The following is a 13,392-nucleotide window of genomic DNA, read 5'->3' on the forward strand; positions in this document are numbered from 1 at the left end:
GTTAATCCCACTGTAGTGTTAAGACCGGAAGCTAAGGACTGTAGTGATTTTGAAGAAAAAGGCGTAAAGGAGTATGTTTGACGATCTGAGTGCCTTGCCACATACGCTAATCGTTGGCAGTTTGGCTTACCTAATACTCATTCTGCTGCTGCGAATTTCTGGTAAGCGGACTTTATCTAAATGGAACGCTTTTGACTTTGTCGTCACAGTTGCCTTTGGGTCCGTCCTGGCAACGACCTTGATGTCCAAGCAAACGACACTCGCGCAGGGATCTTTGGGGTTGGGGCTATTAGTTATTTGGCAATTTTTTCTGACCTGGTTATCGGTGCGATCGCAGCTCATTCGCCAGCTCATCAAAGGTGAACCGACCTTGTTGCTGTTCCAGGGCGAATTTCAAGAAGAGGCTTTGCAAAAAGAACGAGTAACCCAAGGAGAGATTCGGGCTGCTGTTCGCTCGAAGGGGATATCAGCCCTCGAAACAGTGGCCGCAGTCGTACTGGAGACAGATGGCACTTTCAGCGTCATCAAAGAAACTAATGATGAAAAGAGCGATTCTGCATTGGCGGACGTTAGCGGTTTTCGCAACGCCAGGCTGAATATTCGCTAGTTTTCTCAAGTTCTTTCCACAGACGCATTGACATTGAATAGGAGCGGCGTAATGAGTCCAAAACAGGTTTGGCGACTATTAAAGGAAGCTTTTCAAGAGTGGAATAATGACAATGCGGCCCGGCTAGCTGCGGCTTTAGCCTATTACACCCTGTTCTCCATTGCACCACTTTTAATTCTATTGATTGCGATCGCAGGCCTGTTTTTTGATAGCGCTACAGTTCGTGAGCAGCTTATGGGGCAAATTCAGTCTGTAATTGGAGGCGACGGTGCCGATCTGCTTCGTACCGTGCTGGACAACGCCAATCGTCCCGGAGGCAACTCAGGCTGGATAGCATCCGCCATCAGTATTGGATTGCTGATTGTAGGAGCCACTGGTGTGCTGGCCCAGCTTCAAGCAGCACTCAACACCGTTTGGAACGTGGAATCGCGCCCTGACATGGGGGTGATGGGCTTTATTCACAAACGGCTACTCTCCTTAGGAATGATTCTAGGCATTGGTTTCGTTCTGCTAGTGTCCTTAGTCATCAGCTCAGTCATCAGTGGGTTTTCCAACTATTTTCAAGGTGTCGCGCCAGGGCTAGACTCTCTGACTCAGCTTTTGAATTTTGTCGTTTCCTTTGGTATCACGACGCTTCTCTTTGCCATGATTTTCAAGTTCATGCCCGACGTGAAGATTGGCTGGGGGGACGTCTGGTTCGGCGGTATTGTGACATCACTCTTATTTTCTATAGGAAAATTCGCCATCGGACTGTATTTAGGCAACAGCGGCGTCAGTTCTGCTTACGGCGCTGCAGGATCAGTCATTGTCTTGATGGTTTGGGTCTTTTATTCAGCCCAAATATTGTTCTTTGGTGCAGAGTTGACTCAGGTGTATGCCCGCCGCTTTGGGTCTCAGATTATTCCTAACCAGTATGCCGTCCGAGAGTAGATCTCTTGGTGATTTTTTACCAGCAATTTATTAGCCTTCACTCCTAGCTAGACCAGTAGCGATTCTGCTCGAACTCTCTCGATTACCTGCCGACTCACACTGTGTTTTCTATGCGTAGATCAATGTTCCAGATCTTTTCCTTGAGATCTTCCCGACTCGCTCGCCGAATCACGTTGTTTCTATGCTCCCTGTTGATAGTAATGATGACTGCCTTGCCAGGGTGGGCAAATTCCCCTGTTTTGATGCAGTTTCCCGGAACTGGCGGCGGTGGGAACAGTTCATACACTCTAGGGTGGGTCGGGCTAGATGGCTATGATGTTTTCCAAGTTGCGGCTCCTCAGTCAATAGTCACTTATCGCAGTCAGCAAATTCAAAACAACCTAGAGCAGATCCGAGATCAGTATTTAAGTCTCGAAAATCCGTCTGCGATTGTTTCCAATCAGCCCACGGATGAGGGACAACCCAAGGTTTATGTCAATACTGACTACCTGATGACCATTACTCAGGAAGACGCCAACTTACAGGGAACAACAGCTTCCGCACTGGTTGAACGGCTAGGACAAACTATTCCCAATGCATTGGCTCGTAGCTATCAAGAGCGCCAGCCTGCTTATCGTGAGAGACAGTTTATCTACGCTGGGATTGCCGTCGGAGTCGCTATGTTGGCGATATTGCTGCTAAGCCTCTTATCTGATCCGCTTTTGCGATGGAGTATGAGAGGTTTGAGCACAACGCTTAATCAAAATACGGTTTCTGATAATCAGCAGCACAATCTAGAAGATATTCGAGAACTGGTGTTGCCCGTCCTGCAGCTGAGTTTGATCGCGAGTGCTGTGCTATGGACGCTCGGTCGGTTTCCAGAAACGCGGGCAATTCAAGAAGAAGTTCTATCTGGTCTGAAAGTACCGATCATTATTCTGATCGTCGTAGTGGTGGCTTATGTGGGTGTACGCCTAACCTATGCGATTATCGATAAATTGTTAATCAGAATGACCGATGAGGAAGGTCTGAGTGGGACCTACTCTCGCCGCACTCGACTTCGGATATCAACGCTATCGAGCGTCATCAAAAATATTGCCAATTTTGTATGGATAGCGATCGGCTTTGTCATCGCTCTAAGCGTTACAGGAATTGAGATCGGGCTGCTACTTGCTAGCGTGGGCATCATTGGCTTGGCCTTGTCCTTAGCGACGCAAAATCTGGTGCAAGGGGCCATTAAGGGGTTCTTTATTGTGCTGGAGGATCAGTTTGCCATTGGTGATGTGGTCAAGATTGGAGAGGATGCAGGCGTTGTCGAAAATCTCAATCTGCGAATTACTCAATTACGAGATGCCGAAGGACGACTGATTACCATTCCGACTGACGAGATCACCCGTGTAGCCAATTATTCACTGCTTTGGTCACGAGCCGATCTCAAGCTCCCGGTTCACTACAATGCTGACATTGATCAAATGATTGAGATTGCCCGTCAGGTTGGTAATGAGCTGAAGGCGGATCCTGAATGGGGAGAACTTATTCTGGAAGATCCTCAAATTCTAGGTGTAGATGATTTTGGGGACAGCGCCCTGATTATTCGCGTTTGGATCAAAACTCAGCCGATGAAACAATGGGATGTTTCGCGGGAATATCGGCGTCGCTTTATGCTGACAGTACAAGAATCCGATAATCCGATTCCTTTTCCCCAGCGCGACATTTGGCTCCATTCTGCTGATGAGCTGATGGTTAATTTGAAGGGAGGGGCGATCGCCCTGGAAAATAACGGATCTGAGAAAAGCAGCGATCAGAAGACAGAGCACAACGGTAAACGGACCGAAGCTAGGACCGACCGACAGCCTCGTACAGTGCCCAGCGACGATGACTCTGAGGGTAGTGATGCAGACGGAGATGGGGATGGCGGCGATCGCTAACTAACTGGATGCACTCTTGCAGCGTCAAGCTCGAAACTGTGAGTCAATCCAAATCTTGCAGTTGAGTCGAGACTGACTGCTTTGCCCCCCAAGCCCCCATTCCGGGGGCGAATGCACGCAACTTGCTGAACCGAGAGTCAGAGCAACGTATGGTTTGTCTCAGCACTTGCCGGGATAACTCACTCACGATTTCAAAATTGGCAGACCACTAGGCATCCAACAGCGTCCGAATGCTGGTAATAGCTTGCCGTTCTGTCCTGATGGAACCGGGAACGGCCATATCTTATGTAAGGATTTCAGCCTACAAGACATCAGGATTGTTCGCCAAACAACATTTTTATTGAAAACAGCTTGCAATAAAAACCAGGATTGGGTACTTTATTGTAAGTAAAACTCAATAAGGAAAAGCCAATTGCGACTTTAGCTTGTAGCCGAAGGCTCTAAAACCCTTTCCTGCCAAGGGTTTTTTCGGATTAACAACGATATAGAGATCTTTTATTGATGTAGGAAATGACTTGGTCTAGTCAGATGTATTCCTAGCAACATTAACCATTGCACCGCTCTTTTCTGTCTTCCTTACACGCAAGAGTCTATGGACACCCTTGAAACAGATTTGCCAAGTCAGACCATTACTCTGGAGCTTGATCCAATCGAGCGCTGGAATGCATTCGCTCGCTTGAAGGAGCTTTCAATCACCTGCCATTGCAGTTGTGGACAACCCCTACAAGTTGTAGTCGAAAGCCCGACAGCAGCCCTGCAAGTTTGGAGCATTGTTCGAAGATTGACACTCTCTCGCGATAGGACTGTGGAGCTGTTAGAAAACTGTTGGAGGCACGTAACGGACCGATGAAATCGAACTACGAAATTGATTTAGTATCAAAGGCTGAGCTAGGCCGCCCCCGAGGCGTCGTGCTCAAAGGTCAGTTTGTAGAAGTACTGCGATCTGAAAAGGGCAAGATCAAAGGTCTCGTCGTTCGAACTGATCGCCAAGACTATGCCATCAAATTACCAAAGTATTTACGGCCCGTCTTAGTGTGTGAGCTGTCTCCCAGTGCCTTCGTTCAGGTCTGGGCTTACCAAGACGAAGACAAGTGGCGCGGCATCAACATCATGCCTTTAGTTGATACTGAGGCGGCGGCGCTGCGAGAAGCTTGGGCAGACAGACCCCAACCCAAGCCAGAGGCTGAGACCCTGGAATCTCCGCGATCGCTCTGTGTCCAAGTGTGTACCAAAGGAAAATGCTTCAAGCAGGGTGGTAAGCAAATCTTACAAACGTTGCAGTCAGCAGCAGACACCAATCCTGATTTGCAGCATGTTTCTGTCAAAGGCGTCGGCTGTATGAAAGCGTGTAAGAAAGGTCCTAATATACGTCTTTCATCGTCTAACAAAGTCGTTAACGGAGTCACACCGGAACGAGCACTCTCTTTGATTTCCAAAAATTCATAGCTTGTAGATGATTGAAGAGTTGGTGGGTAAGAGTAGCTATACGAACCGTCTTTTTTGACGAAAATGCCAAAAAAAGTCAGTCAAAGCAATTTATTTAAACCAATCCCACACCTCCGGGATTCAGAAGATGTGGGAAAGTTGGTCTGAAGTTCTGATGTTTTACCAACCTAACTTCAAGCTGTCTTTAGTCAGGAAATGGTCGAGATGATAAGCACGCTCTTCAGTTTTCAGCAAAATTTGCTCAAGTAAATAGCGAGTAGCGCGATCGCCCAAACTTTCTGCCTGACTCGCCAAACGACGAAGCATTTCAATGACGGACTGCTCAGCACTAATATCATGCTCTATCATCACTCGGCAGCGATAAATATCATCTCCCTCAGGTTCGAAGCAGCTCAATTCAGCCAGTTTGCTGAACGAGAGCGCTGGAATGCCACCCAATCCGTGCAGTCTTTCTCCAACGTCGTGGGCATGTTCTTGAACCTCTTCATAGCTCTCAGAGAAATACTCATGGAGCATGTAATATTCAGAACCTTCTACAACAAAATGTTGTTTTTGGTATTGCAGATAAAGCGCTACAAAGCTCGCGTAGGCGATTCCCAGCCCTTCAACAATAGGCTCTGTAACTGGTTTATCCAGAAGAATGACATTCCCCGCAAGTTCGCCATAATTCTGTAAAAGGGTTTCTGTAATTGGCATGTTCTCTCCCTCGCTATTAGCAAAATACAAACTTCAAACGACTCGTTTGGATCTATCAAGTATAGATCTAGAAATTTGTAAGTACCTATTGAGCTTATCGTTCTTTTCAGATTTTTTCAGCTTAACTAAAGGCAAATTATCAGGGGTTATCTACTCATCTTTTTGTCGTATTTCTTGGTATTGAAAACCACTATCGATAAGTTTGGAAAGTTGTACTGAAAACATTTTTCAATAGTCAATTATTTGGGTTGTGTCAATCAAAAATGGTTTCTCATGAGTTCGAAATCTGAAGTCTTCAAAGTTCTCCTAAATCAAGAAGGGTTTCGTCTCACGAACCAGCGCAAAAAAATACTCGAAGTTATCAAAGAGGCTCCTGATGGTCAACATCTCAGCGCTGAGGATATCTATCAGAAGCTTTCGGGGAATGGCGAAAAGATTGGCGTTTCAACCGTTTACAGAGCGCTACATCTTTTGGTGGATCTGGGTGTATTGAGAGAGCTGACACTAGCTGAGGAGCGCAAATTCTATGAGCTTTGTAATCCTTTAGCCAGTACTCACCATCATTTAGTGTGTACACAATGCGGCAAAGTCCAGGAATTCGAAGACGCTTCAGTCCTCAACTTAGGCACTGATGAAGCCATCAGTCGAGGGTTTTCCCCTCTGGATTGCCAATTTATTGTCTACGGGATTTGCTCGGATTGTGTTTACCCCTAATATTGCTTCTTACTGTCAATAACAACTTCTAACTGAAAGCGCCCCTCGTCGTCTAACCGCCAACTCGCAATCGTTGTGACTTTGCCCGCAATGACGGACAAGATCGGGTAGGAATAGTCTGACCAGGCCAACTGGCGATCGCGCTCAGATGGTACAGCAGGGTGATCAGGGTGCGAATGATAAACGCCTAAAACAACCCACCCTTGCTCACGGACATATCGTTGAGCCATCATCAAGGCTTGGGGATCAACCCAGTATCGGCTACGTTTACTGACCGTAGATGCATCACTATCGGCAAACGGATTAACCGATGTCGTCCAATCATTATTTAAGGGTCGAAGTTCACAAACCTGGCGATCGCCCTGCTTTGGGTCATGAGTCCCTAATAGCAAGCCGCAGCATTCCTCCGGATAGGTCTGTTCCGCGTGGACCCTCATGGTATGAATCTGATCCGGTTGAAAAATTAACGCCATCAACAAAAAAAGGTAGGGAGTAACCAATCCCTACCTCTTCACATTCGCGTAAAGGTCAATACTTGCTGAGACGAGACTCTACGGAGAAGGTTCCCCGGGGCAGGGATGAAACGCCTCATGAGAAGCCAAACAGCGGCTAGTACTGCTACGCGAAAGTCAAAATGCAGAATTCAAGACCAAGGCGGATAAGCTTTCTTGTTGTTTTGAAAGGGTGAGCCTATTTCTGCCGGAATGTCTAGGAATCGCATCTGGCCAGGATTGAACGTTACGGCAGTGGCTAGAAATCGCCGTGAGCAGCGATCGCAGCCTGCAATCTTTCAATCACTTCATCGACAGGAATTACGCCCAGTTCTCCAGCAGCACGAGTTCGAATGCTGAGAGCATTGGCCTCTTGCTCTTTGGCTCCCACAATCGCCATGACCGGAATCTTGCCTTTCTCGCCGTTGCGGATGAGTTTACCGAGGCGATCGCCGCTGGTATCCACCTCAGCCCGAATGCCTTGCTGCCTCATGCGGTCAACGATCTGCTGTGCGTAGCCCATCAGTTCAGACGTCACTGGCAGTAAACGAATTTGCTCCGGCGCCAGCCAGACTGGAAAATCGCCTGCGTACTCTTCAATCAAAATGCCAATCAGCCGTTCCAAAGACCCAAAAGGAGCACGGTGAATCATTACAGGACGCTGACGACTACCATCCTCAGCGACATACTGTAAATCAAACCGTTCAGGTAAATTGTAATCAACTTGAACGGTGCCCAGCTGCCATTGTCGATCAAGAGCATCTTGTACAATGAAATCCAGTTTGGGACCATAGAAAGCGGCTTCACCAATGCCTTCAAAATGGCTCATACCCAATGTTTCAACGGCTCGACGGATAGCATTCTGAGATTTTTCCCATGCTTCGTCAGAGCCAATATATTTGTCAGAGTCAGGGTCTCGGAAACTGAGTCGTGCCTTGAAAGATGTGTCCATCTTCAAAGCCTTTAGCACTGCCTGAATTAGGTCAACAACCTTGAGAAACTCGTCATCTAGCTGTTCCGGCGTTACAAATAGGTGAGCATCATCCTGCGTAAAGCCGCGTACTCGCGTTAGACCGCCCAACTCTCCTGACTGCTCATAGCGATATACAGTACCGAATTCCGCCAGGCGAATGGGCAAATCCCGATAGGAGCGCAGCTCAGACTGATAAATCTGTACGTGGAAGGGACAGTTCATCGCCTTCAGGACAAATCCCTCGTCTTCCGACTCGCCCATCATAGGAAACAAGTCTTCTTTATACTTCTGCCAATGTCCTGATGTCTTAAACAAGTCCACTCGACCCACATGAGGCGTCACCACAGGCTGATAGCCGCGCTTTACCTGCTCTTGTTTAAGAAAATCTTCCAAGGTCGATCGCAATACCGTGCCCTTAGGGGTCCACAAGGGTAATCCCGGTCCCACCACATCGCTGAACACGAACAGCCCTAATTCCCTTCCTAGTTTACGATGGTCACGGCGCTTCGCTTCTTCACGCCGTCGCTTGTACTCTGCCAACTGTTCTGGTGTTTCCCAAGCCGTTCCATAAATACGCTGAAGCTGTGCTCGATTAGAATCACCACGCCAATAAGCCCCTGCCACCTTCTCTAGTTCAAAGGCTTTAGGATGCAAAACCTTAGTGGACTCAACGTGGGGACCCGAACACAAATCCCACCACTGATCGCCAAGGTGATACAGCGTAATGGGGTCCTCTAGCCCCTCTAGGATTTCAAGCTTGTAGGGTTCGTTGAGTTCTGCAATACGGCGCTTGGCTTCCTCACGGCTAACTTCCTCGCGTTCGACCGATAACCCCTGATTGATGATCTTGATCATCTGCTTTTTGATTGCTTTCAGGTCTTTCTCAGTAAAAGGTTCCGGATTGTCAAAGTCATAGTAAAAGCCATAGTCAATCGAAGGACCAATGGTTACCTGTGCCTTAGGAAACAATTTCTGCACTGCCATTGCCATCACATGAGAAAAGGTGTGACGGATGCGCCTAAGATTTTCAGATTCGCTAGTGCGAGGTAAATGGATCTTTTCAGAGGAGTCGCCTGCGTGGTCCATAGGAAGAGCGAAGAGATGTCAGAACGATAATTCTACAGCGTAAGGCAAAGGCTCATGCTGTTTGCAGCATCTTCAGTGTAATCTTTGCAGCCGCAGTTATGTTGAGGCTGATCCTGAACTGTAGAGATGCCACTGGTCTTTGATTTTCTGTGTCCGCAAAGAGGTGTTCTTATCTTCATACGGCTGTTTTCAAATATATTCGTCTGCGTTCCTGATGGAGACAATTTGAAGTGTTATGTTATCTAGGCGTTTACAGTGCCAGATTTGACGCCTGGGCAGAGTCATCATGGTTTGACTGGTTCGGTTAACCGAGCTTAAGTTTCCTCGAATGATGTACGTTCTTGTGCTATCTTGTGCAACTGAAAACGAAATAAGCAGCGTTTCAATAGTTTCAGAGGCTGTTTAGACTTTTTTCACCGCTACGGGAGAAGATTGAGTGAGTGTTTAGCACGGTAAAGCGAGTGCTGAGCGTCTATGCCAAGCTTTGCAGCGAGTGAAGTTCTTTTCTACTAAGCCCTTGAGAGGCGATCCGACTGTTTTTGTAATTTTGTGAAAGGTTTTTCAAACGCGAATATGAGTGAAACCACAACCAGCCAAAAGGTTATTCACCCGATGGCCAAGTTTCAAAGGCAAGTGCAGACGTTGGTCAAGCGACAAGTCGTAAAGCCAAGCGACAGTATTTGGAAAATTGCGTTTCTGTTTGGCGATGAATGGTCCCACTGGCGCAAAGAATTAGAAGACTTTGATTTTTCTACTAAGGATCCCATCAGCGATTTGCTGGCGGTTGAGTCTTGGGAAGATGAGTAAAGCGCGATCGCTTTCCTCTTCGTCCGTCAAACTCTCCAGCCTCAATAGATGGCGTACTCTAGGCGAAAACAACAGTGCGATTGCCGTAGACCAAAACGCGGTTTTGTAAGTGCAGTCGAACGCCCCGGGCAAGGACAATTCTTTCGAGATCCTTGCCCTTCCGAATAAGATCTTTGACATCGTCGCGGTGGGTAATCCGTACAACGTCCTGCTCGATGATTGGCCCGGCATCTAGATCTTCAGTAACGTAGTGAGCCGTTGCTCCAATAATCTTCACACCGCGTTCGTGGGCACGGTGGTACGGTTGCGCTCCCATAAAAGCGGGCAGGAAAGAGTGATGAATGTTAATGACTTTGGAGAAGTGAGTCAAAAAATCACCGCTCAAAATTTGCATATATTTTGCCAACACAACTAGATCGATTTTGTATTGCTTAAGAATCTCAAGCTGTTTCTTCTCTTGTTCGGCTTTGGTCTCCTTGGCAACAGGGAGGTATTGAAAATCAATGCCGAACTGGTCGGCAGTGGGTTTAAGGGTGGTGTGATTGCTGATAATGAGCGGGATTTCAGCGGCAAATTCTTTGGCTTGGTGACGCCACAGCAGATCCAGCAGGCAGTGATCTTGGCGGCTCACCCAAATAGCAATGCGAGGAATGGCGTCTGAGAAGCGCAGCTGCCACTGAGCCTGTAGCGGTTGGGCGATCGCGCTAAAGGCAGGTCCAATCAAATCACGGGGCAGATTAAACCCCTCTAAGCCCCACTCAATCCGGGATAGGAAAAGACCACTGGGTTCATCCCGATGCTGATCGGCATGAATAATATTTCCGCCATTCGAGTAGATAAAGTTAGCGATTTTTGCCACAAGTCCCTGCTGATCTGGGCAAGAGATTAATAGGGTGGCGGAAGGTGACGGAGGGCGGTGAGTCATACTTTAGATGGGATCAGGGGCGTTAGTGCAGACGTTGAGCAAAGTTACTCTGGAGCGGTATTAACATCAGCATCTTCAGATAGCTCAGCATCGTCAGTGGAGTCTTCATCCGATTCAGAGTTGTCGATTGCCTCATCAGAATTGGTTGAATCATCTTCTGCGGCGAGTTCATCTAGGTCTTCTGCTTCAGACGGTTCAGAGTCCTCTGCTGTTTGAAAGGCTTCAGGATCATCGTCATCAGTATCGGATGTTTCGTCATTCGTTAACGTATCTTCCTCGCCAGGAGCAAGCGTTTCCACGATCGCCTTCCATTCTTCTAGGGGACGATCAACACCATTAATGATGTTTTCTGAAACAATCGCGGCATCGACCTCTCCCAATGCTTCTGGTAACGGAAAGGCTTCCGGGTCTATCAGCGCGTAATAATTTTGACCGCTGAAGTCAGCATCTCCCAGAATTAGCGAGTGAGTATTGCCATCGGTCAGGGTCAAATCTACCGTGGCGAAAGGGACTTCTAGTCCAAACTCAGCTTGGTTGTCGGCATCTAAGGTAATCGCTTGCACTAAGCCATCCGTCGTCAGGCGACTGAGGAGAAAGGCGATCGCCGCTTCCTCAGCAGGATGTTCCTCTGGCTCCGTCATCTGCCAAAGTCCTTCCTCATCTCGCTCGAAGGAGACAGCTTGGCCCTTGGTTTCGACGTGCAGTTCGGCGACATCAGCCTCGTCGAATGTAAATACAGGTGAGGCTTCGGACTCTCCTTGTGCAGTTGTTGAGTGGTTTGGGTTGGACTGCCGAGCCTGAGTGAGCAGGACTACGCCACCCAAAAGCAAAGCCACTGCCACTAAAGACACTGTGCTGCGCTGTAGCTTCATATCTCTACCGTCGTCGTAACGCCATCAAACTTGCTAATACCAACCCTGTCAGCGGCAGTATCAGCAGCGAAAAGATGCTCAATCCCCAGGCTTGTTGGCCTGTCATTTGAATTCGGCGATCAGTCACCGTTTTAGGTCGAATGGAGAGCGTTGCATCAGCCTCCTGCCCCAACCAGTTGACCGTGTTGAGGAACAAATCGCCGTTAAGTTGCTGATTAAAGGAACCATCAACGGCAAAGCTAGAGTTACCAATCACCACCAGTCGCGACTCTTCCGGTTCAGCGTCTTCTAGTTCAGTCACATCGTCTGCAACCTCAGGAGTCGTGTCTGGTGCCGCAGAGGCATCGTCTTCTAGTAAATCTGCGCCGTCAACCTCTGTCTCGGTTGAATCGTCCGACTCTTCAGTTGTGTTCTCTGCTGCGTCTATGTCTTCAGGTTCTGGAGAATCCTCTACAGATTCTGAGGCAGGGTCAGCCCCATCGTTCTCCTCTGCCGGGTCTAATTCTTCTGCTGTATCTAATTCAGCTTCCGCATCGGCTGCCTCAGCGGTATCGCTGTCTTCTGTCTCAGCATTGTCTTCTGTCTCAGCATTGTCTTCGGTCCCTTCTTCAGGACTGGTACTCGGTTCAGCAGGGCTATCTTCAGCGGGTCGGCTCAGGGCAACACCCAATACGTAGGGGCCTTCGGGAGGAGCATTGGGATCAAAATTGAGGTCTCCTTCGTCTGAAATCGCTTCCGCTCGACTTTGGGGATTGGTCAGCAGCAGCGGAGTCACTGTCGTATTGGGCAGTTCCCGACTTTCGACAGGACGAGCCAGGGGAAAGAACGATCGCCCATCACCAAACTCTTGCGTAATTGGATGGTCACCGTAATCTGAAACGATGGGAGCAGCAGGACCTAAGCCAGCGAACTGACCCGCTCCAGAGGTGTCTAACACCAAGCGATCGTCTAGAATCACACCCCAATCATCCAGCAGGCGATTGAGACCAGCATCGGCTCTGGGGTCCAGCAGCAGCAGCAGTCCCCCGCCTGTCGTCAGGTAATCCTTGAGGGCATCGACTTCAGCCGGGAAGAAATCTTGAGCCGGGCCAGCAACAACTACAACATTGGCATCTTCAGGAACGGTTTGAGTCTCAGCTAAGTTGAGGGGACGAACCTGATAGCTTTTGTCCTCTAAACTTTCAACCGCCTGCAAAAACCCTGTTTCGGAGCCATCGATAGGTGGTTCTTCGTGTCCTTCCACAAAATAGACCGCCAGGCGACGATCGCTCACGACCTGATCCAACGCATTCGTGATCTGTCGTTCAGACAGGCCAGCCGCACTGCCTGAGCCATCAGCACCAGCCGTCGCACCAATAATTTGCAGAAACCGGCGATCGTCTCCTGCTTCCAGAAACACCATCCCAGCTTGATTAGCGCCAAAGGCTTGGGCAACAGTTGGACTAGCAAAGGGATCAATGTATTCAAAGCTGAACTGGTCACTTTCGCGACGGTAGCTTTCCAAAAGTTCGACATCAGTCGGATTTTGAACCGGATCGAAAATGACGATGCGAACAGGTTCTTCAAGACTGCGAGTAATCTTTTTAGAGGCCGGAGCTAGGGTGAAAAGCTGTGTCTCGGTGAAATCAAATCGGGCTGAATTCTGAACGGCCAAGAAGTTGACCAACCCCAAAATGACCAGAACGGCGATCGTCGCCACCGTCGCGTTAGTTCCCGCTTGAGTTGATCGCTGCTGCCAAAAAGCCCCGGCTTGACTGCCGCTGAAGCTCAAGCCCAACAGCAACAGCCCAATACCCAAAATCAGGAGTGCCGTTGGTAACAGTTCCCAGCCCGTTAAGCCACCCGAGACCAAGCCAGCCGTCATGCAGGCCAAACCGGGCCAAGTTAGAAATTTCAACCATTTTGCTGAAAATGCAATCCCTTTCATACTTCCGATGT

13 protein-coding genes are annotated in these 13,392 nt (G+C 48.5%); 7 read left to right on the forward strand and 6 right to left on the reverse strand.

From position 1 onward, the window contains the following. Window positions 1–73 precede the first annotated feature (73 nt). The 5 genes from PN498_RS11215 (at window position 74) to PN498_RS11230 (ending at window position 4,890) form a co-directional block, all read left to right on the forward strand. A complete protein-coding gene (locus tag PN498_RS11215; RefSeq protein ID WP_272062849.1) occupies window positions 74–607 on the forward strand; it encodes a DUF421 domain-containing protein in 534 nt (177 codons plus the stop codon). A gap of 51 nt (window positions 608–658) precedes the next feature. After that, window positions 659–1,537 (forward strand): YihY/virulence factor BrkB family protein, encoded by an 879-nt coding sequence (locus PN498_RS11220; protein ID WP_272062850.1) that lies wholly within the window; start codon window positions 659–661, stop codon window positions 1,535–1,537. Between the two features lie 200 nt (window positions 1,538–1,737). Continuing rightward, window positions 1,738–3,444: a mechanosensitive ion channel family protein gene (locus PN498_RS11225; RefSeq protein WP_272062851.1), complete on the forward strand. Its 1,707-nt coding sequence runs from the start codon at window positions 1,738–1,740 to the stop codon at window positions 3,442–3,444. A gap of 592 nt (window positions 3,445–4,036) precedes the next feature. After that, entirely contained in the window at window positions 4,037–4,294 is a 258-nt protein-coding gene (locus PN498_RS28585; RefSeq protein ID WP_442951414.1) for an Asr1405/Asl0597 family protein, read from the forward strand. Beyond that, window positions 4,291–4,890, forward strand: coding sequence for a (2Fe-2S) ferredoxin domain-containing protein (locus tag PN498_RS11230; protein ID WP_272062852.1), 600 nt, complete (start codon window positions 4,291–4,293; stop codon window positions 4,888–4,890). Before PN498_RS28585 ends, PN498_RS11230 begins: the two co-directional genes overlap by 4 nt. Before the next feature lie 159 nt (window positions 4,891–5,049). On the opposite strand, the gene PN498_RS11235 is transcribed toward PN498_RS11230, so the two are convergent. After that, window positions 5,050–5,586 carry a ferritin-like domain-containing protein gene (locus PN498_RS11235; protein WP_272062853.1) on the reverse strand — a complete coding sequence of 179 codons (537 nt, stop codon included), beginning with the start codon at window positions 5,584–5,586 and terminating at the stop codon, window positions 5,050–5,052. Between the two features lie 273 nt (window positions 5,587–5,859). Between PN498_RS11235 and PN498_RS11240 the strand changes: the two genes are divergently transcribed. After that, window positions 5,860–6,300, forward strand: coding sequence for a Fur family transcriptional regulator (locus PN498_RS11240; RefSeq protein ID WP_272062854.1), 441 nt, complete (start codon window positions 5,860–5,862; stop codon window positions 6,298–6,300). On the opposite strand, the gene PN498_RS11245 is transcribed toward PN498_RS11240, so the two are convergent. Together PN498_RS11245 and thrS are read right to left on the reverse strand one after the other, a co-directional pair. Then, window positions 6,297–6,773 carry a M67 family metallopeptidase gene (locus PN498_RS11245; RefSeq protein ID WP_272062855.1) on the reverse strand — a complete coding sequence of 159 codons (477 nt, stop codon included), beginning with the start codon at window positions 6,771–6,773 and terminating at the stop codon, window positions 6,297–6,299. The genes PN498_RS11240 and PN498_RS11245 overlap by 4 nt on opposite strands. A 277-nt stretch (window positions 6,774–7,050) precedes the next feature. Beyond that, window positions 7,051–8,850: a threonine--tRNA ligase gene (gene thrS / locus PN498_RS11250; protein ID WP_272062856.1), complete on the reverse strand. Its 1,800-nt coding sequence runs from the start codon at window positions 8,848–8,850 to the stop codon at window positions 7,051–7,053. Between the two features lie 573 nt (window positions 8,851–9,423). Here thrS and PN498_RS11255 point away from each other — a divergent pair. Further along, window positions 9,424–9,657 carry a DUF4327 family protein gene (locus PN498_RS11255; protein WP_272062857.1) on the forward strand — a complete coding sequence of 78 codons (234 nt, stop codon included), beginning with the start codon at window positions 9,424–9,426 and terminating at the stop codon, window positions 9,655–9,657. 58 nt (window positions 9,658–9,715) lie between these two features. Here the strand turns inward: PN498_RS11255 and purU are convergent, their stop codons facing one another. The 3 genes from purU to PN498_RS11270 are packed head-to-tail and all read right to left on the reverse strand — an operon-like array spanning window position 9,716 to window position 13,381. Further along, entirely contained in the window at window positions 9,716–10,582 is an 867-nt protein-coding gene (purU, locus tag PN498_RS11260; protein WP_272062859.1) for a formyltetrahydrofolate deformylase, read from the reverse strand. 44 nt (window positions 10,583–10,626) lie between these two features. Continuing rightward, the gene (locus PN498_RS11265; RefSeq protein WP_272062860.1) at window positions 10,627–11,454 is read right to left on the reverse strand and encodes a DUF4340 domain-containing protein; all 828 of its coding nucleotides are present in this window, start codon (window positions 11,452–11,454) and stop codon (window positions 10,627–10,629) included. A 4-nt stretch (window positions 11,455–11,458) separates the two neighbouring features. Next, window positions 11,459–13,381 (reverse strand): Gldg family protein, encoded by a 1,923-nt coding sequence (locus tag PN498_RS11270; protein ID WP_272062861.1) that lies wholly within the window; start codon window positions 13,379–13,381, stop codon window positions 11,459–11,461. Between the last annotated feature and the right edge of the window lie 11 nt (window positions 13,382–13,392).

It is taken from the genome of Oscillatoria sp. CS-180 (assembly GCF_028330965.1).
In the GTDB taxonomy this organism is placed as follows: domain Bacteria; phylum Cyanobacteriota; class Cyanobacteriia; order Phormidesmidales; family Phormidesmidaceae; genus Halomicronema.

Bases quoted from the DNA above. Each gene is read 5' to 3' on its own strand.
- PN498_RS11215 (WP_272062849.1), top strand. From the start codon at position 74: ATGTTTGACGATCTGAGTGCCTTGCCACATACGCTAATCGTTGGCAGT.
- PN498_RS11220 (WP_272062850.1), top strand. From the start codon at position 659: ATGAGTCCAAAACAGGTTTGGCGACTATTAAAGGAAGCTTTTCAAGAG.
- PN498_RS11225 (WP_272062851.1), top strand. From the start codon at position 1,738: ATGATGACTGCCTTGCCAGGGTGGGCAAATTCCCCTGTTTTGATGCAG.
- PN498_RS28585 (WP_442951414.1), top strand. From the start codon at position 4,037: ATGGACACCCTTGAAACAGATTTGCCAAGTCAGACCATTACTCTGGAG.
- PN498_RS11230 (WP_272062852.1), top strand. From the start codon at position 4,291: ATGAAATCGAACTACGAAATTGATTTAGTATCAAAGGCTGAGCTAGGC.
- PN498_RS11235 (WP_272062853.1), bottom strand. From the start codon at position 5,586: ATGCCAATTACAGAAACCCTTTTACAGAATTATGGCGAACTTGCGGGG.
- PN498_RS11240 (WP_272062854.1), top strand. From the start codon at position 5,860: ATGAGTTCGAAATCTGAAGTCTTCAAAGTTCTCCTAAATCAAGAAGGG.
- PN498_RS11245 (WP_272062855.1), bottom strand. From the start codon at position 6,773: ATGGCGTTAATTTTTCAACCGGATCAGATTCATACCATGAGGGTCCAC.
- thrS (WP_272062856.1), bottom strand. From the start codon at position 8,850: ATGGACCACGCAGGCGACTCCTCTGAAAAGATCCATTTACCTCGCACT.
- PN498_RS11255 (WP_272062857.1), top strand. From the start codon at position 9,424: ATGAGTGAAACCACAACCAGCCAAAAGGTTATTCACCCGATGGCCAAG.
- purU (WP_272062859.1), bottom strand. From the start codon at position 10,582: ATGACTCACCGCCCTCCGTCACCTTCCGCCACCCTATTAATCTCTTGC.
- PN498_RS11265 (WP_272062860.1), bottom strand. From the start codon at position 11,454: ATGAAGCTACAGCGCAGCACAGTGTCTTTAGTGGCAGTGGCTTTGCTT.
- PN498_RS11270 (WP_272062861.1), bottom strand. From the start codon at position 13,381: ATGAAAGGGATTGCATTTTCAGCAAAATGGTTGAAATTTCTAACTTGG.